Annotated in this window: 19 protein-coding genes; 9 read left to right on the top strand and 10 right to left on the bottom strand. The window is 67.2% G+C overall.

The window, feature by feature from the left end:
- The first annotated feature begins 91 nt into the window (after positions 1–91).
- Positions 92–877, top strand: coding sequence for an SDR family oxidoreductase (locus LJ737_RS03780; RefSeq protein ID WP_227763092.1), 786 nt, complete (start codon positions 92–94; stop codon positions 875–877).
- 366 nt (positions 878–1,243) lie between these two features.
- On the opposite strand, the gene LJ737_RS03775 is transcribed toward LJ737_RS03780, so the two are convergent.
- From LJ737_RS03775 to LJ737_RS03765, 3 genes are all read right to left on the bottom strand, one after another.
- Positions 1,244–2,128 (bottom strand): ATP-grasp domain-containing protein, encoded by an 885-nt coding sequence (locus LJ737_RS03775; RefSeq protein WP_227763090.1) that lies wholly within the window; start codon positions 2,126–2,128, stop codon positions 1,244–1,246.
- A gap of 124 nt (positions 2,129–2,252) precedes the next feature.
- Positions 2,253–4,727, bottom strand: coding sequence for a M4 family metallopeptidase (locus LJ737_RS03770; RefSeq protein WP_227763088.1), 2,475 nt, complete (start codon positions 4,725–4,727; stop codon positions 2,253–2,255).
- A 334-nt stretch (positions 4,728–5,061) separates the two neighbouring features.
- Positions 5,062–6,378, bottom strand: a complete 1,317-nt coding sequence (locus LJ737_RS03765; protein ID WP_227763086.1) for an amidohydrolase — start codon at positions 6,376–6,378, stop codon at positions 5,062–5,064.
- 269 nt (positions 6,379–6,647) lie between these two features.
- On the opposite strand from LJ737_RS03765, the gene LJ737_RS03760 reads away from it, so the two are divergent.
- Positions 6,648–7,298: a phosphatase PAP2-related protein gene (locus LJ737_RS03760; RefSeq protein WP_227763084.1), complete on the top strand. Its 651-nt coding sequence runs from the start codon at positions 6,648–6,650 to the stop codon at positions 7,296–7,298.
- Between the two features lie 18 nt (positions 7,299–7,316).
- On the opposite strand, the gene LJ737_RS03755 is transcribed toward LJ737_RS03760, so the two are convergent.
- Both LJ737_RS03755 and LJ737_RS03750 read right to left on the bottom strand, forming a co-directional pair.
- Entirely contained in the window at positions 7,317–8,108 is a 792-nt protein-coding gene (locus tag LJ737_RS03755) for an SDR family NAD(P)-dependent oxidoreductase (protein ID WP_227763082.1), read from the bottom strand.
- A 93-nt stretch (positions 8,109–8,201) separates the two neighbouring features.
- Positions 8,202–9,020 (bottom strand): phytanoyl-CoA dioxygenase family protein, encoded by an 819-nt coding sequence (locus tag LJ737_RS03750; protein WP_227763080.1) that lies wholly within the window; start codon positions 9,018–9,020, stop codon positions 8,202–8,204.
- A 223-nt stretch (positions 9,021–9,243) separates the two neighbouring features.
- On the opposite strand from LJ737_RS03750, the gene LJ737_RS03745 reads away from it, so the two are divergent.
- From LJ737_RS03745 to LJ737_RS03720, 6 genes are all read left to right on the top strand, one after another.
- On the top strand, positions 9,244–10,029 hold the full coding sequence (locus LJ737_RS03745) for a WG repeat-containing protein (protein ID WP_227763077.1): 786 nt from the start codon (positions 9,244–9,246) through the stop codon (positions 10,027–10,029).
- 93 nt (positions 10,030–10,122) lie between these two features.
- On the top strand, positions 10,123–10,848 hold the full coding sequence (locus LJ737_RS03740) for a TonB family protein (RefSeq protein ID WP_227763076.1): 726 nt from the start codon (positions 10,123–10,125) through the stop codon (positions 10,846–10,848).
- A gap of 12 nt (positions 10,849–10,860) precedes the next feature.
- Positions 10,861–11,622, top strand: a complete 762-nt coding sequence (locus LJ737_RS03735; protein WP_227763074.1) for a TonB family protein — start codon at positions 10,861–10,863, stop codon at positions 11,620–11,622.
- Entirely contained in the window at positions 11,622–12,416 is a 795-nt protein-coding gene (locus LJ737_RS03730; protein WP_227763073.1) for an energy transducer TonB, read from the top strand. The genes LJ737_RS03735 and LJ737_RS03730 overlap by 1 nt, the downstream gene beginning before the upstream one ends.
- Positions 12,417–12,558: 142 nt before the next feature.
- Complete coding sequence (locus LJ737_RS03725) at positions 12,559–14,115, top strand: hydroxymethylglutaryl-CoA reductase (protein WP_227763072.1); 1,557 nt, start codon at positions 12,559–12,561, stop codon at positions 14,113–14,115.
- 514 nt (positions 14,116–14,629) lie between these two features.
- Entirely contained in the window at positions 14,630–16,204 is a 1,575-nt protein-coding gene (locus LJ737_RS03720) for a T9SS type A sorting domain-containing protein (RefSeq protein WP_227763071.1), read from the top strand.
- Between the two features lie 84 nt (positions 16,205–16,288).
- Here LJ737_RS03720 and LJ737_RS03715 read toward each other — a convergent pair whose 3' ends face one another.
- From LJ737_RS03715 to LJ737_RS03705, 3 genes are all read right to left on the bottom strand, one after another.
- On the bottom strand, positions 16,289–16,816 hold the full coding sequence (locus LJ737_RS03715; RefSeq protein WP_227763070.1) for a hypothetical protein: 528 nt from the start codon (positions 16,814–16,816) through the stop codon (positions 16,289–16,291).
- Positions 16,817–16,962: 146 nt separating this feature from the next.
- Entirely contained in the window at positions 16,963–17,511 is a 549-nt protein-coding gene (locus tag LJ737_RS03710; protein ID WP_227763069.1) for a WG repeat-containing protein, read from the bottom strand.
- A 34-nt stretch (positions 17,512–17,545) separates the two neighbouring features.
- The gene (locus LJ737_RS03705; RefSeq protein WP_227763068.1) at positions 17,546–18,751 is read right to left on the bottom strand and encodes a homogentisate 1,2-dioxygenase; all 1,206 of its coding nucleotides are present in this window, start codon (positions 18,749–18,751) and stop codon (positions 17,546–17,548) included.
- Positions 18,752–18,942: 191 nt separating this feature from the next.
- Between LJ737_RS03705 and LJ737_RS03700 the strand changes: the two genes are divergently transcribed.
- The gene (locus LJ737_RS03700; protein ID WP_227763067.1) at positions 18,943–19,686 is read left to right on the top strand and encodes a hypothetical protein; all 744 of its coding nucleotides are present in this window, start codon (positions 18,943–18,945) and stop codon (positions 19,684–19,686) included.
- Between the two features lie 133 nt (positions 19,687–19,819).
- Here LJ737_RS03700 and LJ737_RS03695 read toward each other — a convergent pair whose 3' ends face one another.
- Both LJ737_RS03695 and LJ737_RS03690 read right to left on the bottom strand, forming a co-directional pair.
- A complete protein-coding gene (locus tag LJ737_RS03695) occupies positions 19,820–21,520 on the bottom strand; it encodes a S41 family peptidase (RefSeq protein ID WP_227763065.1) in 1,701 nt (566 codons plus the stop codon).
- A gap of 366 nt (positions 21,521–21,886) precedes the next feature.
- Positions 21,887–24,403, bottom strand: a complete 2,517-nt coding sequence (locus LJ737_RS03690) for an RCC1 domain-containing protein (protein ID WP_227763064.1) — start codon at positions 24,401–24,403, stop codon at positions 21,887–21,889.
- Between the last annotated feature and the right edge of the window lie 287 nt (positions 24,404–24,690).

Genomic DNA, 24,690 nt, shown 5'->3' with positions numbered 1-24,690 from the left:
CGACGCTACACTGGCCGCTGACCGGCGGAATGCCGTTCAATGAGCCGCGACCTGTCCGGTTGCGTTACTCTCCCCCTTACTCCACCGAGCTATGCCTTTTCCTGCTGATGCAGCCACGCGCTGGTCGCTGCAAGACCGCGTCTTTATCGTTACCGGGGCTTCGGCCGGCATCGGGGCCGCCGTGGCCGAGGAGCTGCTCGGCTTCGGCGCCACGGTGGTAGCGGCGGCCCGCCGCCCCGAGCCGCTGGAAGCCGCCGTAGCCGCCTGGCAGCAGCAAGGCCTCGATGCCCACGCCATTCCGGCCGACGTGAGCCGCCTCGACGGCCGCCAAACTCTGCTCAACGCTGTGCAGACCCGCTTCGGCCGCCTCGACGGGCTGGTGAACAACGTGGGCACCAACGTGCGCAAGCCGACCACCGAATATTCGGCCGAGGAATACCAGCACGTGCTGCAAACCAACCTCGACTCGGCCTTTAGCCTCTGCCAGTTGGCCCACCCGCTGCTTAAGGCCAGCCCCGCGGGCACCATCGTCAATATCTCCTCGGTGGCGGGCCTGACGCACGTGCGCACCGGCGCCGTGTACGGCATGACCAAAGCGGCCCTCGTGCAGCTCAGCCGCTACCTCGCCGCCGAGTGGGCCGCCGACGGCATCCGCGTCAATTGCGTGGCGCCTTGGTACATCCAGACCCCGCTGGCCGCCGGCGTGCTCAGCAATGAGGACTACCATCAGGAAGTCATTGCCCGCACGCCCATGCGCCGCGTCGGCGAGCCGCAGGAAGTGGCCGCCGCCGTGGCTTTTCTCTGCCTGCCCGCCGCCAGCTACATCACCGGCCAGACGCTGTCGGTCGACGGTGGTTTCATCGGCCACGGCTTCTAACGACGTCCGGCCCGGCCGCTGGTGCGAGGAGTCACGACGGTAGTACCAGTCGTCCTTGCGAGCGAACCGACGGGCGACGTAGTCAAGCGCGGCACCCGCAGGAAGGCGTAGCTAATCATTCCTCCCGCGGCACCACCGACGCAATCCTTGCCAACCGAAAACAGCAGCGCCCGAGACTGTAGCATCAGTTTCGGGCGCTGCTGTTTCTTAATTAGTGCTTTTCTCACCGTCCTGCCGCGAGAGGAAGGCTTGCCGCGCTTAACTATGTCGCCCTTCGCTTCGGTTCGCTCGCAAGGACAACGAGGTCCACCGCCGGGCGTCTTTGCTCGCAGTGCCTGCCGTGGGTGTCGCGGGTGCTACTGCGGGTTAGCTTAGTAGCGCCAGCAGCGCGTCGGCGTAGCGGGCGTAGGCAGCGGGGCCGGCCGAGTCGAGGTAGAGGAAGGGCTCAATCAGCTCCAGCTCCATGAGCCAGAAACCGCCGGTGCCATTTTCCACCCCGTCGACGCGGGCGTAGAGGCAGCCGGGGGCGAAGCGCTGCACGATGTCGGCGGCCAGGGCCTGAATATCGGCTGGCGGCGTTTCGGCGTGGATGCCGCCGCCGAACATGTGCTGCACCCGGAAGTCGCCGGACTTGGGCGTCTTGCGCAGGCAGTGGCTAAGCTGCCCGCCGAAAAACACCAACGACCATTCGCCGGCAGTCTGAATCTGCGGCAGGAAGGGCTGGGCCATGAAGTCGCTGGCGTCTACCAGGGCCTGCAGCTGCGCCGTGGCGGCTGCGGCCTCGGCGGGCGTCAGGGCAAAAGTGTCCTTGGCGCCGCCGCTGACGGTGGGCTTGAGCACCAGCTTGTCGGGCTGGCCCAGCTCGGCCAGCAGCGCGGCGGTATCCACGCGGCTGCCGCGCGGCAGCCAGCGCGTGGGCACGATGGGCACGCCGGCCGCTTCCATGTCGCGCAGGTAGCTTTTGTCGGCGTTGGGCCGCACGATGCTCGTGGGATTGAGCAGGCGCACGCCGCGGCGGTCCAGCTCGTCGAGCCAGCGGTGAAACTCGGCGGGGCGGTCGAAGTAGTCCCAGGGCGACTTGAGCACGGCTGCATCGAAGCCTTCCCAGCGCACCGCGGCATCCGACCAGGAAGCAAACGTGACGTCGAGGCCGCGGGCGCGCAGGTGGGCGGCGAGTTGGTGGTCTTCATCGGTGACGCCGGTGCTCTGGTACTGAGCCAGGGCGTCGCAGGTAACGAGGGCAATATGCATAGGGCGAAACAGACGCGGGGGCAGCCGCTACGGACGCACCGCCGGCGCTTGGCAAACAAAAAAAACGCCCGCCGCGCGGCTGCGCGACGGGCGTTTTTCGGTCCCTAACCGTAGCGGAAGGCGGTTATTCCTTCACGAAACGGGTGCGGAAGGCTTTCTGGCCGTCCGACAGGCTTACTTGGTAGATACCGGCCTTCAGGCTGCTCACGTCGAGCTGGCCACCAGCCACCACGCGCACCTTCACTTCGGCGCCGCGCTGGTCGTACACTTTCACCGACTTCAGCTCGCCGTTGTTGGGCAGGGCTACGGTCAGCAAGCCGGCCGTCGGGTTCGGGTAAGCCACGGCGTCGCGGCCCACTTCGTTGCCCAGCTGGGTAGCGCCGCTGATGCCGGCTACGCCCGGCGTGAGGGCGGCGCCGCCGGTGATGTTCACCGTGTAGTCTTCGGTTTCGCCGTAGCTGAAGGTGCCGCAGCTGGTCGTGGCCGAAGCGTCGCTCATGATAACGCGCATCCGCGTCGTGCCGCTCTTAGCCGTGGTGGGCACCGTGAAGGTGCTGCTCAGCGTAGCTGCGCTCGACGAGGAGCCCGATACTACCAGTTCGCCGGCATCCGTGAACACGCCGTTCTTGTTGTAGTCGATGTACACCTTCCAGTACTCCGTGTAAGCCGTGGAGGTGAAGCCCGCCGAGAAGTAGATGGTAGCGGCAGCGCCGGCAGCCAGCGAGGTGCTGGTAGCGGTGCCGTTGTAGTAGCCACCGGTTTCTTTGCTGGAGGTGCGGTTGATCGAGCCCAGCTGCACCAGGTCAATCCACTCGTACGACTGCGTCGAGCCGTTCGAAGCGCAGTACGAGGTGGTGCCGGTGCCGCCACCGGTCGAGCCGGAGCCGACGCCCACGGCGCCCCAGGCGTTGGTTACGGCCGTTACTTGCGTCGAGCCGGCGCCGTAGAGGTCGGTAGCAGCGCTGATGGAAGCGGTGCGGGCCGCGGCGTAGTTCGAAGAAGCCGAGAGGTACACGCTTTCGGCGCGGAAGGCAATTTTAGCGGCGGCGTCGATGCCGATGCCGGCTACCGAGAAAGCCGTGCCCTTGTCGTTGGTGCCCGAGCCGCCCTGCGCCAGCAGGTAGAACCAGTAGTTCAGTACGCCCGAGTTGGTGTGCACTCCGCCGTAGTCGTTCGACGAGGTGGGCGACGAGGTCGTGGCCTTCCAGTAAGTGCCCTGGTAGGTGTCGGGCTGACCGTACTGGTTGGGGTTGCTCATGGAGCGCAGCGCGCCGCCGGCTTTCATGATTTCCTCGCCGATCAGCCAGGTGCTCTTGCCGGTCAGGCTGTAGAGGCCCGCGGCGCGAGCTTCCACGCAGGCACCCCAGATGTCGGAGAAGCCTTCGTTCATGGCGCCCGACTCGTTCTGGTAGGTCAGGTTAGCCGTCTTTTCGCACACGGCGTGGCCGATTTCGTGGCCGCACACGTCCATGGCCGTCAGCGGCTTGAAGGTGCTGGCCCCGTCGCCATAGGTCATCACCGAGCCGTTCCAGAAGGCGTTTTCGTAGCCAGAGCCGCCGGGCACGTCGTCGTAGTGCACGTAGCTCTTGATTTTGGCACCGGCGTTGTCGTAGGAGTTGCGGCCGTGCACCGCCTTCCAGTAGTCGTAGGTGCACTGGGCGCCGAAGTGGGCGTCGCCGGCCACGTTGTCGTAGTAGGTGTTGTTGTACTCGGCAGCCGTCCAGTTGTTGTCGGCGTCGGAGAAGTCAACGGCGGCGGTGTAGCTGTTGCTGCGCTTGGCGTTGTAGGTCTCGATGCCGAGGCCGCGGGTGTACTCGCGCAGGCGGTAGGCCGTGGCACCGGTGCTGGTGGTGTAGCTTTCGTTAGCCAACGAGCGGGTGCCGTTGTAGGCCGTAGCGAAGGTGGCCGTGGTAGCGGCGTGCTTGATGATGGCGTCTTGCATCACGATTTCGCCGGTGTGAGCGTCCACGTAGATGTAGGCGCGGCTCACGGGCTGGGCCGCGTACACGTCCAGTTTCCAGGCCAGGGTGAGCTGGCCGGCTTTGGCCGCGTCCATGCTCATGGTGTTGCGCACGAGCACCAGCTCACCGGCGGGCTTGAAGGTGCTCTTGCCTTCGGTTTCCATGGCGGAGGCGCCCTCGTTGGGCAGCTGCCACATGTACTTGCTGGCGCGCACGAAGCTCATGGCCGCCTGCAAAGCCGATTCGGCCGACAGCGAGGGGCGCACGTTGAGGCCTTCGGGCAACTTTTCGAAGTCGCCCGAGAGGCTTTCCACGGCGCCGTTGCGGCGGTGGGCGGTGTAGGTGGCGTGTTCCACCTTCACGCCTTTGTAGTACTGCTGGAATTTTTCGTGGGTGAAGCCCAGCTCGTCGGCTTCGCTGCGCGCAGCGCGCAGTTCGTCGTGCTGGGAGAGGGGCAGGGCGGCGGCCAGGGCCACGCGCGAATCAAGGGGCCGGGCGGCAGCGGGGAACTGCACAAATTCGGGTTGGCCGTCGGCACCTTTAAGCAGCTGGGGCGCGCCAACGCGGGCGCCGTCTTGAGCCTGGGCCGTGAGGCTGCCGAGCAGCGCCAGCCCGAGGGCAGAGTACTTGTTAAGCATGAACAGTGGTAAGGAGTTGGTTGGGAAAAGAGTTGGACTGTTACCAGATGGGGACTGGATGGACGGCAAATTAATGATTTTTTAATTTCAACCGATTTTTATGCGACTTTGGAAGAAAATATTTTTTTCTCTGCGAAAAGCTTAAAAAACCCAACCCAATACCCGCCATTCCGTAACGCGCACGCCTGCCAATCCGCACTACGGGCGCGGGCTCATTTGTTGAACATTTCCGGCAAATACGTTAAACCAAAAATAGAACCACCCAGCCCTTAACGGCAGCGCCGCCGGCTCCTGCTGTCAGGAACCGGCGGCGCCAGTGGAAAGAAGCCGGCGGTTAGCGGCCGCCGCTGCCGAGGTAATCGACGGCCAGGTTGGCCAGGGTGCGCACGCCCAGGCCCAGCCCGGTGTCGTCGACGTAGAAACCGGCGGTGTGGTGCGGGGCGGTGCGGGCCGCGTCGGTGCCCGCGGGCATGCCGCCGAGGTAGAGGAACAGCCCGGGCACTTTCTCTTCGTAGCAGCCGAAGTCCTCGGCCCCGGTCACGGCGCGCATTTCCGTCACGTTTGAAATGCCGGCCACGCGGCGCAGCGTGGGCAGCATGCGGGCCGTCAGGGCCGGGTCGTTGTAGGTGAGCGGGGCGGCAGGGCGCACGTCCACCTCGGCGGTGGCGCCGGCAGCTTCGGCCACGTTGGTAGCCACGCGCTTCACGCTCTGGGCCAGCAGCTCGCGGGTTTTGGTGTTGAGGGCGCGCAGCGTGCCCTGCAGCTCCACCTGCTCGGGAATGATGTTGTTGCGCACGCCGCCGTGCACCATGCCCACCGTCACCACGGCCGCGTCGTCGGTGAGCTGCACCTCGCGGCTGACGATAGTCTGCAGGGCCACGATAATCTGCGCGGCGGCCACCACCGGGTCGACGGCCAGCCAGGGGTAGGCACCGTGGGCCGATTTGCCCTTCACCTTGATCTGAAACACGTCGGCGCTGGCCATCATGCCGCCGGCGCGGTACTTGAGCTGCCCCACCTCGGTCTGGGCGTTGATGTGCAACCCGAACACGGCGTCGACCCGGGGCTTGTCGAGCACGCCTTCCTGCACCATAAGCTTGGCGCCGCCTTCCTCGCCGGGGGGCGGCCCTTCCTCGGCGGGCTGAAAGATGAACTTGACGGTGCCGGGCAGGTCGGCCTTCATCGAAGCCAGCACGTTGGCCGCGCCCAGCAGCATGGCCACGTGCGCGTCGTGGCCGCAGGCATGCATCACGCCCACTTCCTGGCCGTTGTACTGGGCGCGTTCTTTCGAGGCGAAGGGCACTTTGCGTTCCTCGGTTACGGGCAATGCGTCCATGTCGGCGCGCAGGGCCACCACGGGGCCGGGCTTGCCGCCGCGCAGCACGCCCACCACACCGGTTTTGGCCACGCCGGTCTGCACTTCCAGGCCCAGGCGCTTGAGCTCGGCGGCCACGAGGGCGGCGGTGCGGGTTTCGCGGTTGCCCAGCTCCGGGTGCTCGTGGATGTCGCGGCGCCAGGCAATAACCTGGGCGTCCACGCGGGCCGCGGCCGCGTCGATGCGGGTGTCGGCGGCGGGTTTCTTTTGGGCCGGCGCAGGCAGGGCCGGCAGCAGCCCGCAGGCAAGCAGGACCAAGGAGGAAAAACGAAGCATAGGCAGACCGACGGGCAACGTCGGGCGGCAAGGTACGATGCACGACGGGCCGGGCAAGTGCGGAAATCATTCCACTGGCGGGCCCAGCGAGTGGGTGCGCACAGCTCCGGCAGCAGCACGTCGGCGTGGCTGAGGCTGGTGGCGGCGAGGTCCGGCTCTTCCAGCGGCCGGTAGCCCGGCACGTAGCGAAACAGCTCGGGGTTCAGCGTGCGAAAGGTCATGTCCCAGTCGCCGAAGCGGCGCTCGGCCGCGGCGCGTACCTTGCTCCGATGTTTACGCGCCCTACTTCGCTTGTTTCCGTGCGGGCCGCCTGGCGGCAGGCCTGGGCCCGGCCGGCGTTTCGGGCCCGGTTAGGCGCGGCCCTGGCCGGATTAGTAGGGCTAGCCGCCGCCCTGCCGAGGTTCTTCGCCTGGATTCAGGCCCGCCCGGGCTACCAGCCACCCGACGCCCTGCTGCGCGCGCTGCCGGCCCGCGACGTATCCACGGCCACGTTCTTGGTGATTTACGCCTGCCTCGTGCTGGGGCTGGCGGGGCTGGTGCCGCGGCCGCCGCGGCTGCTGCGCGCCTTGTGGGGCTACCTGCTGCTGCACCTGCTGCGCCTCGGCACCCTGGCGCTGCTGCCCTGGGAGGCCCCGCCCCAACTGCTGGTGCTGCACGACCCGCTGGTGGACCGCTGGTTCTACGCCTCCGCCACCAGCATCACCAAGGACCTGTTCTTCTCCGGCCACACGGCCACGGTGCTGCTGCTGGCCCTGGCCGTGGGTCCGGGCGGACGCCGCCGGTTGCTGCTGCTCGGCACGGGCGTGGTGGCCGTGCTGGTGCTGGTGCAGCACGCTCACTACAGCTGGGACGTGCTCGGGGCCCTGGCGGCGGCGCCGCTGGCGTGGTGGCTGGCCGGACGGCTCGTGGGCCGGGGCTGAGCTGTGCTCGGCGGGCGGCTATTTCAGGTGCTTCTCGTAAAGACCGGCGGCTATTTTTTCGGTCAGGGCTTTGGGCACCACCCCAGTCAGCCGGGCCGATACTTTGTTGAGCACGCCCGGAATAATTTCGGCCTCGCCGGCCAGCAGCCCGGCTACGCCGATGCGGGCCACTTCCGCCGGCTTCATGGCGAAGCGGGCCGAGGTTTGCTGCAGCTCCGGGTTCATGCCGGCGCGGTCGGCAAAGTCGGTGCTGGTGGCCCCGGGGCTCAGGCAGCTCACCGACACGCTCGTACCGAGCAACTCATAGCGCAGCCCACGCGAAAACGTCAGCAAAAACGCCTTGCTGGCGGCGTACAAGGCCAGCGTGGGCACGGCTTGGTAAGCGGCGGTGCTGGCTACGTTGAGCACGTAGGCCCGGGGCGCGGCCCGCAGCTGCGGCAGCAGGGCGTGGGTCAGCGCCACCGGCACCAGCATGTTCAGCTGCAGCATGTTCAGCTGCTCGGCGGCGGACAAGTCAGCAAACCGCCCCCACAGCCCGAAACCAGCGTTGTTGACGAGCACGGCCAAGCGGCCCGCGGCCTGCTCGGTAGCCCATTCGGCCACCCGGGCGGCGGCATTGGGCGAGGTCAGGTCCAGGGGCAGGTACTCGACCGGCACCTGCCCGAGCGTGCGCAGCTCGGTGCAAAGTTCGGCCAGGTCGGCGGCCGAGCGGGCGACCAGCAGCAGGCCGTAGCCACGGCGGGCCAGTTCGCGGGCCAGCTCGCGGCCAATGCCGCGGCTGGCGCCGGTAATTAGGGCAAAAGGGGGCATATCGGTCGAATACGGGCGGGAGGCGGTTCGGCAAGAATACGCAGGAGCCGGCCACGGCGGGGTGCGGCCAGCGCCTGCGCGCGTGAGGCGGCGTTATTTCACCACGTGCAGAAACCGCAGGTAAAGCGGGGTGGCGCTTTCGGCGTGCTTGGGCTGGTACTTGCCGGCAATGATGGGCACGTACATCACGCGGCGACGCGAGGCGGCGCCCAGCAGCGGCGAACGGGCCACCCGGTGCCACATGCGGCCGTCGTGCACGGTCAGGTCGCCGGCTTCGGTTTCGATGGCCAGCTCGGCCGGGTCGGGGCCGGTGTCGCGGAAGTATTTTTTGCGAAACAGCAGCCCGCCCAGGCCCTGCTGGTGCGTGCCGGGCAGCACGCGCAGGCCACCGTTGCTAGCCGGGCAGGCGTCCAGGTGCAGCCCCACGTTGAGCATGGGCCCGATGCGGCGGCCGTAAAACACGTCGCGCAGCGCGTCGGTGTGCCAGCCCATCTGGGCAAACTCGGAGCCGGGCACGTTCACGTAGTGGTTGATGACCAGCCCATCCTTTTCGTTTTCGCCGACCCGGCCCCCGGGCGCCTCCAGCAGCTCAAACAAGGCCCGAAACCGCTCGTCCTGCAAAAACTGGTGGAGCACCGGGCTGTGCTGCGAGGCAAAGGCGAAGCGCTGCACGATGCGCTGCCCGGCTTCGTCGCGGCCGTACTTGATGGGCACGCCGTTGACCTTCGTCACGCCCTCGCGCAGCCAGCGCCGCTGCACGTCTTCGGCAGCGGTCAGCAGCTGCTGTACGGCCTCCGGACCGACGAAGCGGCGAAAGTGCAGAAAGCCGTAGCGGTGAAAAAACGCCGCTTGCTCGGGCGTCAGGCGGGGCGCGGTCAGCGCAAAGCGCGGGTAATCAGCAGTGAGGAGCATGGCAAATCAGCTGAGTGGCACGGGAAAGGCGGCGGAAAGAATACGGCTACCCTAATATAAGCCGGCCGGGCCGCAACCGCCACACCGGCGGAAAGTCGGTGCTTACCTCCAACCTAGGGGGCGGCGGTGAAGCTGCCGTGAAGCCGCTTCGGCCGGCTTTGCGTATTTTCGACAGCCGGCCGCCGCGCCCCGTTGCGGGCCGTTTTCCGGGCCGGCCGTTTGTATGATTCGAGTTGCGTGGCTGCCCGCGGTTTTGCTGGGCGTGTTGGTTTCCTGCGGGCCTGCCGCGGCCCAATTCGGGCCGGCGCGGCTGGTGCCCTACCGCAAGGGCGCGCAGTGGGGCTACGCCGACCGCCGCGGCCGCGTGGTGCTGCCCCTGCGCTACGACGAGGCCGGCCCCTTCGTCGACGAAATAGCCTGGGTGCGCGTGGGCCAGCTTTACGGCTACATCGACGGGGCGGGCAACCCGGTCACGCCGGTGCAGTACGAGCGGGCCGGCACCTTCCGCGGCGGCCGCGCCCGCGTGAGCCTGCCCGGCGGCGACACCTTCGACATCGACAGCAGCGGACAGCGCCTGACCCAACCGCCCGAAGAAGTGGAGGAAGACTTCATGGCCCAGGGCGACCCAGTGCGCCGGGGCGGCAAGGTGGGCTTCCGCTTCACGGTGGGCTCGGCCGAGGTGCCGCCCGTGTACGACGAAGTGCGCGACCTGTACCACGACGGCCTCGTGCTGGTGCGCCGCGGCCCGAAGTGGGGTGTAGTCGACAACCGCGGCCGCCTGCGCTTGGAACCGCAGTTCGACGCCATTACGGCCGTGGAGCAGAACGGCTACCAGTTTCCCATCGTGGAGCAGCAGGGCCGCTTTGGCTACCTCGGCGCTGACGGCAAGTTGCTGGTCACGCCCAAGTACGCCCACGCCGAGCCCTTCGTGGCGGGCGTGGCCCGCGTGACCACCGCCACGGGCCAGACCGGCTACATCGATACCGAGGGCCGGGAATATTTCGAGTAGAAGCGCCGGCGCATAACGGGTTTGCCCCCGCCAATATGTGGGGCAAGGCGGGCGTTATCATTCGCCTATTGTCCCCGCCTAGCTTATCCGGCCATGCTCTACGAATTGCCCGTTACCAACGTCCGCCTGCTGGCCTGCCCCGAAAACTGGCAGCGAATGACGCCCACCGCCCAGGGCCGCCACTGCGCCGCCTGCAACCGGGAAGTCCTCGACTTCACCGCCGCTACGCCGGCCGACGTAGCCCGCGCCCGGGCTGCCTCGGCCGATGGCCGGGTGTGCGGGCGGTTCCGGCCGGCCCAGGTGGCGGCTTCGGTTACGCTTCGGCGGGGGCAACGCTGGTTTCTGGCCGCGGCCGTGCTGATTCTGCTCCAAGGCCTATCGGCTTGCGAACTGCAGGAGCGCATGCCGCCCGAAAGCCCGGCCCCGGAGGCGTTGGCCGCGCAGCAAGCCGCCGACACCGCGGCCGGTCCCAACGTCTGGGCCGACGCCGGTATCGTCGGAATGGTTGCGGAGCGGATGCCGGAGTTTGCGGGCGGGCAAGATGCCCTGATGCGCTACCTGCAGAGTCAGCTACACTACCCCGAATCCCTGCTGCACGACCCGCAGGCGCAGGGCAAGGTGTTCGTCAGCTTCGTCGTGCTGCCCAGCGGCCGGGTGGACAGCGTGGTGGTCGTCAAAGGCGTGCATCCGCTGCTCAACGCCGAAGCGGCGCGCGTAGTAAGGCAGATGCCGGCCTGGCAGAACACTGGAGCCAAGGAATGGCGCTACACGCTGCCAATCACCTTTTCCAACCAGGCAGCGCCCACCGCGCGCCCTTGATCTGCCCTGCTTATGCTGCATGAACTGCCCATCACCAACGTCCGCCTCACGGCTTGCCGCGAGGACTGGGCCCGGATGACGCCCAGCGCCCGGGGCCGCCACTGCCAGCGCTGCAGCCGGGAGGTTGTTGATTTCACCCAAAGCACGCAGGCGGAACTGCTGTGGGCGCGGGCCGGCGCTGCTGATGGGCGCGTGTGCGGCCGGTTTCGGGCCAGCCAGCTGGCGGCCGTGCCGGCCGCGGGGCGCCTGCGGGCCCGGCTGCGCTGGTTTCTGGCGGCCGTGGTGCTGGTGCTGCTGCAGGGCTTTTCGGCGGAGCAGGCCGTAGCGCAGGTACGCCGTCCGGCCACGGCGGCTCCGCACCGGGCGGTAATGGGTGCCCCGCCTCCCCGGGCGCGCCCGCGGCCGGCATTTCACGCCGTAGCAGTCCGGCCACCGGGCGAAGCTGTTGTTGCCCCGGGCAACGTTCAGCTAAGCGGGGAGCTGCCGGCGGAGTCAGAGCCGACTGAAGGGGGCCCCTACCCCGGCCTGAGCACGGAAATGCTGATGCGCCACGTGCAGCGGCACCTGCGTTACCCAACCACTGGCCGCAGCACGGCCCAGGTGCTGGTGCGCTTTACGGTGGATGCCGCCGGTCAGGTGCAGGCCCCGAGCATCGAGCGCAGCGCCGGGCCGGCTTTCGATACGGAAGCCCTACGTGCGGTGCAGCAGCTCCCGCGGTTGCCCCCGCCCCCGCAGCCCCAGGAAATCACCCTGCCGATTTACTTCCGCCCCTGATGCCGCCCGAAGCCATGCTCCACGAACTGCCCGTTACCAACGTCCGCCTGCTGGCCTGCCGTGAGGACTGGCAGCGAATGACGCCCACCGAGCAAGGCCGGTACTGCCAAAGCTGCAACCGCGAGGTCCTCGACTTCACCCAGGCCACGGCGGCCGACGTGGCTCAGGCGCGCACTGCCGCCGCCGCTGGCCGGGTGTGCGGGTATTTTCGATTGACGCAGCTGGCCGGCGGCCGCCCCGTGCGCTTCGGCCTGTGGGCGCGGGCCTTCGTGCTGGCGCTGGCGCTGGTGTTCGGCCAGGGGTTGACGGCCCACGAGGCTTGGGCCCAGACGCGCAAGCCCGCCGCCAAAGCCTCGGCGCGGGTCAAGCGCCCACCGGCGCCGCCCGAAACCGTCCGAGAGCTTCCCGCCGTTGTCATCGGCATCACCATAGCGCCGCCCGCCGTCGACTCCACCAAGAACTGGGGCAGCGCCGAGTCGCCCTACACCTTCGTGGACCAGATGCCGGAGTTTCCTGGCGGCGCCGAGGCGCTGCAGCAGTTTCTGCAAGCCGGCGTGCGGTATCCGGTGCCCGAGCAGCAGGGCAAGGTGTTCATTGACTTCATCGTGACGCCGGACGGCCGCCTGCTCGACCCGCAGGTGCTCAAGGGGCCAAGCCCCGCCGCCAACGCGGAGGCCATGCGCCTCGTGCGGCTGATGCCGCGCTGGAAGCCCGGCCGCCAGCGCGGCGCGGCCGTGCACGTGCGCTACACCCTGCCGGTGCTGGTGGCCCCGCCCCTCGACGCGGCCCGCTGACTCCGGTCGGGCGCGACGCAGCCCGGAAGCGGGCGCGGCTGATTCGTCCGATTGCCCTAGCATTCCACCCGGAAACCCTTAAACTTATAGCCAAACCCGGCCCAGCCGCGTACTCTCCTGCATTCCGAACCCCTACCCGGCCATGATCTTTTCCCCGAGTCCGATGCTGCTCAAGCTGCTCTACACCCGCGGCAGCCTGCACAACCTCCCCGACCACGGCGGCGTCGCCTTTTCCCTCAAGAACCGCCTCGACACGGTGCACCTCACCCGCATCGACCAAGTGCGCGTGGACGGACGCACGCTCGGACCCGAATCGATAACGCTGGACATGGGCGACGGCAACGTGCGCCCGGCCACCGAAATCGGGGAAAACGGGGGCTTGAATTTCCCGGTGGGGCAGAGCATTACCATCCGTCTACACACCGAGCCGCTGCCCGAGGGCATGCACCCGGTGCACCTGCAGTTTCAGACCGAGCCCTTCGGCGAGCTGAACGTGGAGGTGGAAGACGCCATTGTGCACCAGGATTCGCGCGTGCGCATCCCGCGCCAAGACAGCGACGACTACTCCGAGGCTGCCGTGCAGGCCCGGCAGCGCTTTGCCGAGCAGTTTACCGGCCAGGAGTTTGAGCACCTGAAAAAGTACTCCTTCGACGCGCACATGCTGCAGGGCAACTGCGAGCATTTCACCGGCGTGGCCCAGATTCCGATCGGGCTGGCCGGGCCGCTGCGCGTCAACGGGGAGCACGCCCAGGGCGACTTCCTTATCCCGATGGCCACCACCGAAGGCACCCTGGTGGCCAGCTACAACCGGGGCATGCAGGTGATGAACCTCTGCGGCGGGGTGAAGTGCACCGTCATCGGCGACGCCATGCAGCGCGCCCCGGTGTTCGTGTTCGAAGACGCCCGCGGCGCCCGCGACTTTGCCAAGTGGATCGAGCAGGAAATCGGGCCCATCCGCACCGAGGCCGAGTGCACTTCCCGCGTGGCCAAGCTGCAGTACATCGACACCTACTTGGCCAACAAATTCGCCTACCTGCGCTTCAACTACTCGACCGGCGACGCGGCAGGGCAGAACATGGTGGGCCGGGCCACGTTTGCGGCCTGCTCCTGGATTCTGGAAAACTACAAGGGTGCGCCCATCCGGCACTTTTACCTGGAATCGAACTTCGCCACCGACAAAAAGGCCTCGCAGATCAACGTGATGCGCACCCGCGGCAAGCGCGTGGTGGCCGAGGCCGTCATCAAGCGCGACATTCTGCAGCAGCGCATGCGCGTGACGCCCGAGCAGCTGGCCTACCACGGGCAGGTGAGCAACGTGGGCGCCTTCCTCTCCGGGGCCAACAACAACGGCGCGCACTCGGCCAACGGCATCACGGCCATGTTCATTGCCACCGGCCAGGACGTGGCCAACGTGTCGGAGTCGTCGGCCGGGGTGGTGTACTCCGAAGTGACGGCCGAGAAAGATTTGTACCTGAGCATCACCATTCCCTCGCTCATCGTGGCTACCCACGGCGGCGGCACCGGCCTGGCCACCCAAAACGAGTGCCTGCGCATGCTCGGCTGCGTGGGCCGCGGCACCGTCAACAAGTTCGCCGAAATTGTGGCCGGCGTGGTGCTGGCCGGCGAGCTGAGCCTGGCCGCCGCCATCAGCTCCTCCGATTGGGTCAGCTCGCACGAGCAGTACGGCCGCAACCGGTGAGTAGGGCAATGGGGAAGTGATGCGTGCGCGCCGGCTAACTCCCGCCGTTCTGGCCGGGAAGCCCGCCGGTGACACCAGCCGTCATTGCAACCGGTAGCCGCCGGTGTACCCCGGCAGTCATTGCGAGCGAACCGAAGGTCGACGTAGTCAAGCGCGGCAATCGTTCCTCCCGCGGCACGACGATACGGGAAGCGCCAACCGAAACCCGCTCGACCGACAACAGCCCCGCCCGAAACCGGTAACTCCAGTTTCGGGCGGGGCTGTTTTTTTGGAGCAGTAAGTATTGTCTCGGCGGTGCTACTGGGGAAAGATTGCCGCGCTTGACTACGTCGACCTTCGGTTCGCTCGCAATGACTGCCAGTGCTACCGTGGCAAAGACGGTCGAAAAGCGGCCTCCGCCGGGTCCGATGACCTTGTGGAGCCGTTTCAGCGAGTGGGCGGCGTGCTGGGCGGCGTTTCAGTCCGGCCCTGTACTTTAGCCCGGCATTCCATCGTCGACTTTATCCCGCCTTACATGAAGCAACTGCTACTCCCGCTGGCGGCCGTATTCCCGTTGCCGCTGCTGGCCCAGTCGCCGCACCCCAACGTGCTGGTGAGCACCCAGAACACGCCCACCGAAACGGCCGTCTGCATCAACCCCAAAAACACCAACGAGCTGGTGGCCGGGGCCAACATCAACAACCAGTACTACTCCACCAACGGCGGGCTGACCTGGACCTGGCGCACCCTTTCCTCGCCCTACAACGTGTGGGGCGACCCGTGCGTGGTGGCCGATACCACCGGGGCGTTTTACTACCTGCACCTGTCCAATCCCAATCCCGCCGGCGGGCTAGGCTTCCCGTTTATCGACCGGATTCAGGTGCAGCGGGCCGCTGCCGCCGCCACGCCCTTCACCCTGCGCGGCACCTTCGGGCTGAACGCACCCAAGCAGCAGGACAAGGAATGGGCCGCCGTGGACCGCCGCACCAACGCCCTGTACGCGACGTGGACGGAGTTCGACTCCTACGGCAGCCTGGCCTCGCGCGACAGCAGCCGCATCCTCTTCACCCGCTCGCTCGACCAGGGCCAGACGTGGTCGACGCCCCGGCGCATCAGCAAGCGTGCCGGCGACGCCGTGGACGAGGACGAAACGGTGGAGGGCGCCGTGCCCGCCGTGGGCCCCAACGGCGAGCTGTATACCGCCTGGGCCGGTCCCGACGGGCTGGTGTTCAACCGCTCCCTCGACGCGGGCCTGACCTGGCTGCCGCGCGAGCGGGTGCTGCTGCCCGTGCCCGGCGGCTGGGACTTCGCCATCAGCGGGGTGTACCGCGCCAACGGCCTGCCCATCACCGCCTGCGACGCCAGCCGCGGCCCCTACCGCGGCAACGTGTACGTGAACTGGAGCGACCAGCGCAACGGCCCCTCCGACACCGACGTGTGGCTGCTGCGCAGCGAAGACGGCGGCCAGACCTGGAGCGCGCCCATCCGCGTGAACGACGACGCGCCCGGCCGCCAGCAGTTTTTTACCTGGATGACGGTGGACCAAGCCACCGGCTACCTTTGGTTCGTGTTCTACGACCGGCGCAACTACACCGCCAGCGCCACCGACGTGCGCACCGACGTGTACGCCGCCCGCAGCACCGACGGCGGCCGCACCTTCCAGAACTTCCGCATCAGCCAAAGCCCGTTTTCGCCCAACGCGGCCACGTTTATGGGCGACTACAGCAACATCACCGCCCACAACAACGTGGTGCGCCCCGTTTGGACGCGCCTCGACAACACCGTTTCCAGCGTGTGGACGGCCCTCATCGATGTGAACGTGCTGGCCGGGGCCGCTCCCAAGGCCGCTGCGGTGCGCGTGCAGGCCTACCCCAACCCCGCTACCACCGTGCTGAACGTATCGGTGCAGCTGCCCGCGCCCCAGCGCCTGAGTGCGGAGCTGCGCACCCTCGACGGCCGCCGCGTGCGCCGCTTCCTCGCCGGCCAGGCCTACGCCGCCGGCACCCAGCAGCTCAGCCTGCCCGTGGCCGACGTGGCGGCCGGCGCTTATCTGCTGGCCGTGCAGGTGGGCGAGGAGCAGCTGTTTCGCAAGGTGATGGTGCGCCACTAGCAGCCATTACGGGCATAAAAAACGTGCGCCGAACCTGCTCTCAGGTTCGGCGCACGCACGTCGGCCGGAACGAATGAAACCGGCTTACAGCGGGTCGGCGGTGACTTTGAAGCGCGAATCGGCGCGCACGGTCACGTCCTGGGGCACGTTGCGGCCCACGGTGGCGCGGGTCTTCAGCGTGTACTGGCTGGCCTTGAGGTAGGCGTCGAGCTTGGCTTCGGTGGGCGTGAGCGTGATGGTGCGCACGCCCTGCGGAATGGAGTTGAGCGAGGCCAACACGATTTCGTCGGCACCGTCGGCGCTGATGCGGATTTCGATGCTCTGCAGGAAGTCGAAGTTCTGCGACGACGGGTCGGTGATGGTCAACGTGAGCTTGTCGAGCTTGACGTCCTTCACCAGGTCGGCGCGGGTGTCGTTGTTGGCGAAGCTCTGCGAGGAGTTGGTCGTCACCGTCACGGGCGCGAGCTGGGTGAACACGCCGAGGGGGAAGTTGGAGGCTATGCGAATGTTCTGCGCATCCTCCACGTAGAAGGTCAGCAGCTTGTCGACTTTCTTGCAGGCGGCCGCGCCGATGAGCAGCAGGGCCGTAAACAGAAACAGGACTTTTTTCATGATCTGGAAGTGAGTGTGGCGCAACATACGCACGCAGCGGGCGGCGCGGTCGAGCCCCAAAGGCCTCGCGGCGCAGATTCGTTCCGGAATCCTACCCGGCGTGGCTTAAATACCGCCGCCCCGCATATTGTACTTGCACTATAAACTCAGCGCCCCGGCGGGGTTTCCTCCAGCCGCCGGCCCTGGCGGTCCACGTAGTACCACTCGGCGCAGGCCCACCACGAATGCTCCCCGTCGGTTTCCGCTTGGCAGCCTCGGCCCACCCGCGCCCGGCCGTGCTCAAACGGAAACGCCGCCCCGAAGCGCGGCGCAATAACTACCCGCCCCAGCGTATCGGCGTAGCCCAGCCGGCCCGAGTCGCCGACGATGCGAAACAAGCCCTCCACCGGGTAATCCGGGCCGTTGTCGAAGGCGTGCACCCGGAATAGCACCCGCTCCTGCCGGTCGATGCCCACGAAGCCGAGGCCGGGCTTGAGCACAATGGCCACATGGGCAAAGCGCCGGGTAAAGCACAGCGGGTAGTGCCCGAAGGGAATCACCGTGTCGCCCGCGGCCGATACGTAGGCGCAGGCGTCGTCGGCGGGGCGCTGCACCAGGTGCCAGGGCCCATCGGCAACAGCAACGGGCCGCCGGCAGGCGCTTACGCCCGCCAGCAGCCCGCCGCTCAACAACAGAAAACTGGAAATGCGCGGCATCGAACGACAGCTCACCATTTCACCGGTTTACTTCTTAGTCCATCATGTCGGCCGGCTTGGGCCCGGCGTGCGGGTAGTCGGGGTTCCAGCTCATGGGGTAGCCGGTGTCCTCGTACTGCAGGGCGGTTTCGGTGAGGTAGAGCGGACGGAAGGTGTCCACCATCACGGCCAGCTCGTGGGTTTCCTTTTTGCCGATGCTGGCCTCCACGGTGCCGGGGTGCGGGCCGTGGGGCAGGCCCGAGGGGTGCAAGGTGAACGAAGCCAGATCCACCCCGCGGCGCGACATGAAATTGCCGGCCACGTAGTACAGCACCTCGTCGGAGTCGACGTTAGAGTGGTTGTAGGGCGCCGGAATGGCCTGCGGGTGGTAGTCGAACAGGCGCGGCACGAAGGAACAGATGACGAAGTTGTGGGCCTCGAACTGCTGGTGCACGGGTGGCGGCTGGTGAATGCGCCCGGTAATGGGCTCGAAGTCGTGGATGCTGATGGCGTAGGGGAAGAAGAAGCCGTCCCAGCCCACCACGTCGAAGGGCGTGTGGGCGTAAATCAGCTCGTGCAGGGCGCCCTCGCGCTTCACCAGCACGCGGTATTCGCCCCGGTCGTCGTCCTCGTTCACCAGCTCGTGGGGCGGGCGAATGTCCCGCTCGCAGTAAGGCGAGTGTTCCAGCAGCTGCCCGAAGTGGTTGCGGTAGCGCCGGCAGGTTTCCACCGGGCTAAACGACTCGATGATGAGCAGGCGCACCGGCCCATCCTCGAAATGCAGCTGGTGGATGATGGTGCGCGGCACGACGATGTAGTCGCCGGGCTCGAAGGCAACTTTGCCCAGCTGGCTCCACAGCTCGCCGCGGCCTTCGTGCACGAAGATGACCTCGTCGGCCAGGGCGTTTTTGTAGTAGTAGTCCATGCGCCCCGGCTGGGGGTTGCAGATGCTCAGCGTCACGTCGGCGTTGCCCATCATGGTCTGGCGGGCGGCCAGGTAGTCGGGGCCGGTGACGGTTTGGGGCAGGGTGCGCAGGTGGGTGGGCTGCAGCGGGCGGTCCTTCAGCAGCTTGGGTGCGTAGGGCTGGGGCGTGCCCACGCGCTTGATCTGCGTCGGCGGGTTCTTGTGGTAGAGCAGCGACGAGACGCCGTGGAAGCCCAGCGTGCCGACCAACTGCTCGGCGTAGAGCGAGCCGTCGGGCTGGCGAAACTGGGTGTGGCGCTTGCGCGGAATCTGACCGAGGCGGTGGTAATACGGCATAATCAGACGGGAAACGGGGTGGGAATGCGGCCCGCGGGCCGGGGCGGTGAAGGTACGAAAAAGCCGTGCCGGCCGGCCACGCCCACCCGCGGGGCGGCGGCGCGGGCTTCACATCATCGTGCGATGGTGCCAGCGTCGGCAAGCCGCTTACTTGCAGGGAGTTTCCGTCCGTTCTCTTCTCTTGCCCGCCCATGACGCTGCGCCTGACTTCCCGTTACCTGTTCGTGTTCCTGCTGGCGGTGCTGGTATTCACCGAGCTGCACGAACTCTCCCACCTCTCGGTGCTCGGCCTGGTCTGCGGCTCGTTCGGTCCCCGCGACTTCAACCAGTGGCAGGCCGGCCCTAGCTGCGCCCACCCCGCGCTCAGCTACCTCTACAGCGCCGCCGGCCCCTTGTTTTCGTACCTGATGATGTGGCTGGGCGCCGCCGCGCTGGCGTCGCCGGACCCCAAGCGCCGCGCCGTGGGCTTCTCGCTGCTCTTTGCCAACCTGCCCTTCGCCCGCCTCTTCACCGCGCTGATGGGCGGCGGCGACGAGCTGACCATCGTGCGCACCCTCTGGGCCGACAGCCCGCATTTCGTCCTCTACAAAGTTCTGATGATCCTGCTGGTGGCCGCGCTGTCGGGCTTGCCGCTGTGGCGAGCCTACCGCCGCATCCGCAACCCGCGCCGCTGGCTGTGGCTGCTGGGCTTCGCCCTCGGGCCGATGCTGTTCGAATTCGGGTACCTGTTCCGTGCCCTCAATGGCCTGCTTCACGCCGGAGTGCTGCCGCAGCCCTGGGCCCTGGGCACCCCGGCTTTTATCTGGCTGCACACCGCGCTGTGCGCCGCGTTGTTGCTGCTTTTCCGCCGCAACCTGCTGCTCGTTGATGCCGAAGCTGCCCCGGCTACGCCTCGCATTGCCCAGGCCGCTGCCACGCCAAGCGTTGTCGGGTGATGCCGGTAGCGCGTGGTAGCGCAAACTGCCGGCCGTCCAATGGCGCAAAGCGCTGCTTCGCGCATCGTCGCTGACGTTCGAACGTCGGTTGTTCACCTGTTTCGTTCACCGACACGGGCCGCAGCGCTTCGCGCTACTGCCCGCTCGTCTCGCCGCTCAGGGCCAGTTTGGCGTTGGCGTCCTGCAAGGACTGCAGCGCCTGCATCAGCTCGTGGTCCTGGTCGCGCAGCACGGCGAAGTACGCGTCCTTGCCGTAGGCGCTGCGGGCCACCAGGGCTTTGAGCTGGTTGCGCAGGGCCGGCGTGCAGCGGCGCAGGGCCACGGCATCCTGCCGGATTTTCTCCTGCGAGGCGCGGGCGGCCAGGGCCTGCAGCTGCACGTCGCTAATGTCGAAGGCCTTGTGGAATTGCTCGAAGGTGAGCTGGGCCAGTTCCTCGCGGTGGTCTTGGTAGAGCTGCAGGCCAAACTCGCGCACTAGGTTGGCGCCCTGCAATCGGGCGTAGTAGCGGTTCTGGGCCGAACTGTCGCGCGGCACGAACACGTCGGGCATGATGCCGCCGCCGCCGTACACGGTGCGGCCGTGGGAAGTGCGGAAGCGCAGGTTGGCGGCGAAATGCACGCTGTCGGCGTGGAAGGCCTCGCCGCGGCTGTAACGCTCCTGCAGATCCTTGTCGTAGGCGGCCACGCCGTCGCGGTAGGGCTTCTGAATGCAGCGGCCCGAGGGCGTGTAGTAGCGGGCAATGGTCAGGCGCAGCTCCGAGCCGTCGGACAGCGTAATGGGCTGCTGCACCAGGCCCTTGCCGAAGGAGCGGCGGCCCACCACTAGGGCGCGGTCCTGGTCCTGCAAGGCCCCGGCCAGCACCTCGGAGGCCGAGGCCGAGCCTTCGTCGACGATAACCACCAGCGGACCGTCTTCGAACTCGCCGGCTACCCGCGAAAACGTCTGGGTGTCGTACTGGTCGCCCTTGCCGTCGGTGTACACGATTTTGCGCGTGCCGCCGATGAATTCGTCGGCAATCTTGGTGGCGCGGTCGAGGTAGCCGCCGGGGTTGCCGCGCAAATCGAGCACGAGCCGCGTCATGCCCTCGCGCTTCAGGCGGCCCAAGCCCTCCTTAAATTCCTCGTAGGTGCCGGCGGCAAAGCGGCTGATTTTGATGTAGCCCGTCGCGCCGTCGGGCAGCAGCGCGGCCACGTCCACCGAGGTGTTCGGAATGCGGTTGCGCGTCATGGCGAAGGTCAGCGGGCGCGTCTGCCCGCGGCGCAGCAGCAGCACGCGCACGGTGCTGCCGCGGGGCCCGCGCAGCCGGGCAAACACCTGGTCGGTGCTCAGGTGCTGGCCCGATACGCTCTGCCCGTCGATGGCCAGCACCCGGTCGCCGGGCTGCAGGCCGGCCTGCTCGGCGGGCCCGCCGCTCAGCGGCGACACCACCGTGACGGTGTCGCGAAACAGGTTGAATTCCACGCCCACCCCGTCGTAGTCGCTCTGCAAGAACGCGGCGGCCTGCTGCTGTTCCTTGGCCGGGATGTAGACGGAGTGCGGGTCGAGACGCTCCAGCATGCGCTTGATGGCGTAGTCCGACAGCTCCTCGGCGTTGACCGTGTCGACGTACTCGCGGTCCACGTAGCTCAGGATTTCCTTGAACTTGAGGTAGCCGCGGGCCGTGGCGTCGGGGTTCTGGTCGGAGGGCCGGAAGGGGTTCGAGCCCAGCAACACCCCGCTCAGCAGCGCCGCGCCCAGCAGCAGCGGCTGCCGCCAGCGCTGCCAGCGGCTGCGCAGCGCACGCGCGGCGGCCGGTTCCGGCTGCGAGGCGTCGGGACGGGAAGCAGGGGTCATCGGCGGCGCGGGCGAGGAGAAGTGGGCAATAAGGGCGACTGAGACTCAGAATACTAGTCAAATTTACTTCAACTATTCCGAGGTGCTTGGGCTCAGCCTAGGCCGCCGGCCATTTTCAGATAAAAAGCCAATTACATATAAAACAATAACAGTTTTTAGACCATTGTCCTTGTACCCGAGAAGCCAAGTCGGAAGTCCTATACTTATTCAACCCCACCCAGCTTATCAGGCGGCGCAGACTCATGTGCCGCGCCGTTCAGCACGTATGAGCACAGGGTTAGCCCCCTGTTCCCTAGTCACAAGCCCCTCCCGCGCCGGCGCCGCGGCTGGTCATGCGCCAAGCGTGGGCCCGTCAGTAAGCCCGCTTTATTCAACGAGCAGCCGTGCCGTGCGCAGGCTCTGGCCGGGCGAGGAAACCTGCAGCAGATAGATTCCGGCAGCCAGGCCGCTCAGGTTTAGGCGGGTGCCACGGCCAGTACGTACCAGCCGCCCCTGTACGTCGCGCAGGAACAGCTCGGCGGCCGGGCCCACGCCGGGCACCTGCACCTGGTCGTGAGCAGGGTTGGGGGCTAAGTGCAGGAAGGATGCCACGGGCGGACGCGTCGCCGTTACGTTCAACGGGTATACGAGCAGAGGTACGTAGGTGGTGTAGTTCGGCCCGGTCAGGGACGCGTTCCAGGTATTGCTGCCCCAGGCCCACAGGGTACCGTCCTGGCGCACGGCCACGCTGTGCTCTAGCCCAGCTTGGGCGACCAACCAGTTGCTGCCCATCCCGATCTGACCCGGCGTGGAGCGGGCCGCGGTGGTGCCGTCGCCCAGTTGCCCGTTGTTGTTGTTACCCCAAGTCCAGAGCGTACCGTCCTGGCGTACGGCCACGGAGTAAGGCGTGCCGTGTCCGCCGGCGCTGACGGACTGCCAATTGATAGACGTGCCAATCTGCACGGGCGCGGTGCGCTGGGTAGTGGTACCGTCGCCCAGTTCTCCCTGGCTGTTGCGGCCCCAGGCCCAGAGCGTGCCATCGACGCGGATGGCCAGGGTGTGGTAGTAGTTCACGTCCGCGCTCAGCCAGTTGGTGGCCGTACCTACTTGCCCGGGCTGTAGGCGCTGGGTGGTCGTGCCGTCGCCCAGCTGGCCGTTGCTGTTGACGCCCCAGGCCCAGAGCGTGCCGTCCTGGCGCACGGCCACCGAGTACTGGTAGCCCGCCCGAGCCAAGCGCCAGTTGGTAGCCGTCCCGATCTGCACCGGCGTACGGCGCTGGGTGGTCGTACCGTCCCCGAGCTGGCCATTGGTGTTGCTGCCCCAGGCCCAGAGCGTGCCGTCCTGGCGCACGGCCAGCACGTGCCCGAAGCCCGCGCTGACGCTCTGCCAGTTGGTAGCCGAGCCGATCTGCCCGGGCGTGGAACGCGACGTAGTGCCGCCGTCGCCCAGTTCACTCTGACTGTTGCGGCCCCAGCCCCAGAGGGTACCGTCCTGACGCACCCCAAAGGAGTTTTCCGCGCCGGCGCTGGTGCTCACCCAGCCAGTAGCCGTGCCAATGGGTACCGGGGCATTACGCTGGGTGGTAGTGCCGTCGCCGAGCTGACCGCTGCTATTGAACCCCCAAGCCCACAAGGTGCCGTCCTGGCGGCGCAGCAAGGTGTAGGCGTCACCGGCGTCCAGGCTGGCCCAGGTGGTATTGCCGCCAATCTGCACGGGTCGGGTGCGGTTGCCTATTTCCACAGCAGCGCTGCCCACCTGTCCCCAGGAGTTCTGCCCCCAGGCCCAAATGGAACCGTCGCCGCGGGCGCCCACGCATTGGCGCAGGCCGTTGGTTACGTCCAGCCAGTCGGTGGCCTGGCCCACCTGCCGCAGCGTGTCGCGCCAGCTGACGGTGCTGCTGCTGTTGCCCAGCTGCCCGTCGCTGTTGTTGCCACAGGACCACAGCGTGCCGTCCTGGCGCAACACCAGGGTAGCATTTTGCGTGGTCGAGGAGCCCGCCACGGCCCGCAGCCAAGTGGTGCCCGCGTCGAGCTGCTGAGGGGTATTGCGCACAATGCCGAACGTACCCAGCCCCAGGCGGCCCAGGCCGCTACTGCCCCAGCCCCACAGGGTACCGTTCTGGCGCACGGCCACGGTGTAGAGGTAGCCGGTACTCACGTTGCGCCAGTTGGTATCGGTGCCCACCTGGGTGGGGATGGACGCCTGGGCGGCGGTGGTACCGAGGCCCAGTTGTGCGTTGCTGTTGCTGCCCCAGGTCCAGAGCGTGCCGTTGGTTTTCAGGGCCGCCGAGTGGGTATAGGCCGCCGATACGCTCTGCCAGTCGGTATCCGTGCCAATCTGCACCGGCGTGGGGCGGGCCGCCGCCGTGCTCCCGTCCCCGAGCTTGCCGAACGTATTGCTGCCCCAGGCCCAGAGCGTGCCGTCCTGGCGCACGGCCAGCACGTGCCCGAAGCCCGCGCTGACGCTCTGCCAGTTGGTAGCCGAGCCGATCTGCACCGGTGCTAGGCGCGTGGCGCCGTAGGCTGAGCCGTCGCCCAGCTGCCCGTAGCCGTTGCGGCCCCAGGCCCACAGCGTGCCATCGGTGCGCACGGCTACCGTAAAGTCCTGCCCGCAGGTTACGCCGCGCCAATGGTCGGTGCCCACCTGCACAGGCAAGGGCTGCTGCGTCACCGAACCGATGCCGAGCTGCCCGTATTCATTGTTGCCCCAGGTCCAGAGCGTGCCGTCGGGGTAAATGGCCGCGGAATGCTCGGCGCCGCCCGCCACGCGCTGCCCGGCGGCGGGCCGCGCGCCGAGCAAGCTGGCTATGAGCAGGCAGACTAGCAGGCCAGCCCGGCCGCAGGCGTTGAGCAGATGCCCCAGCGCGGGCCAATAAATACGGGCAAAAGCGGAAACGTACGTCAAATGCTTAAGAATAAGGGGGAGAAATACTCGGACCGGATAGCTCCCCGAGTTGAAGGCGGGGCTAAAAATAGAAAAGCGGCCCGGCCCTCCCTAAAATCTGTTATCCCCTTTCAGAGCAGTCGAGGCTTTTTCAGCTGGGCTCCTTCTGCAGCAGGAATAATTGTCCATCCAAAAGACGTCCTGTGTAGCGGGCCTCTAGTGCGTTCGGCCCATGTGCCGAAACCGCTTGTTGATTCAGTAGTCTATAGCAGGCTCTAGCAGCTCCCGTCGGCTCCCGGGGTCCGGCG

It is taken from the genome of Hymenobacter sp. 15J16-1T3B (assembly GCF_020711235.1).
Classification (GTDB): domain Bacteria; phylum Bacteroidota; class Bacteroidia; order Cytophagales; family Hymenobacteraceae; genus Solirubrum.
This window is presented reverse-complemented; position numbering and strand designations above follow the sequence as displayed.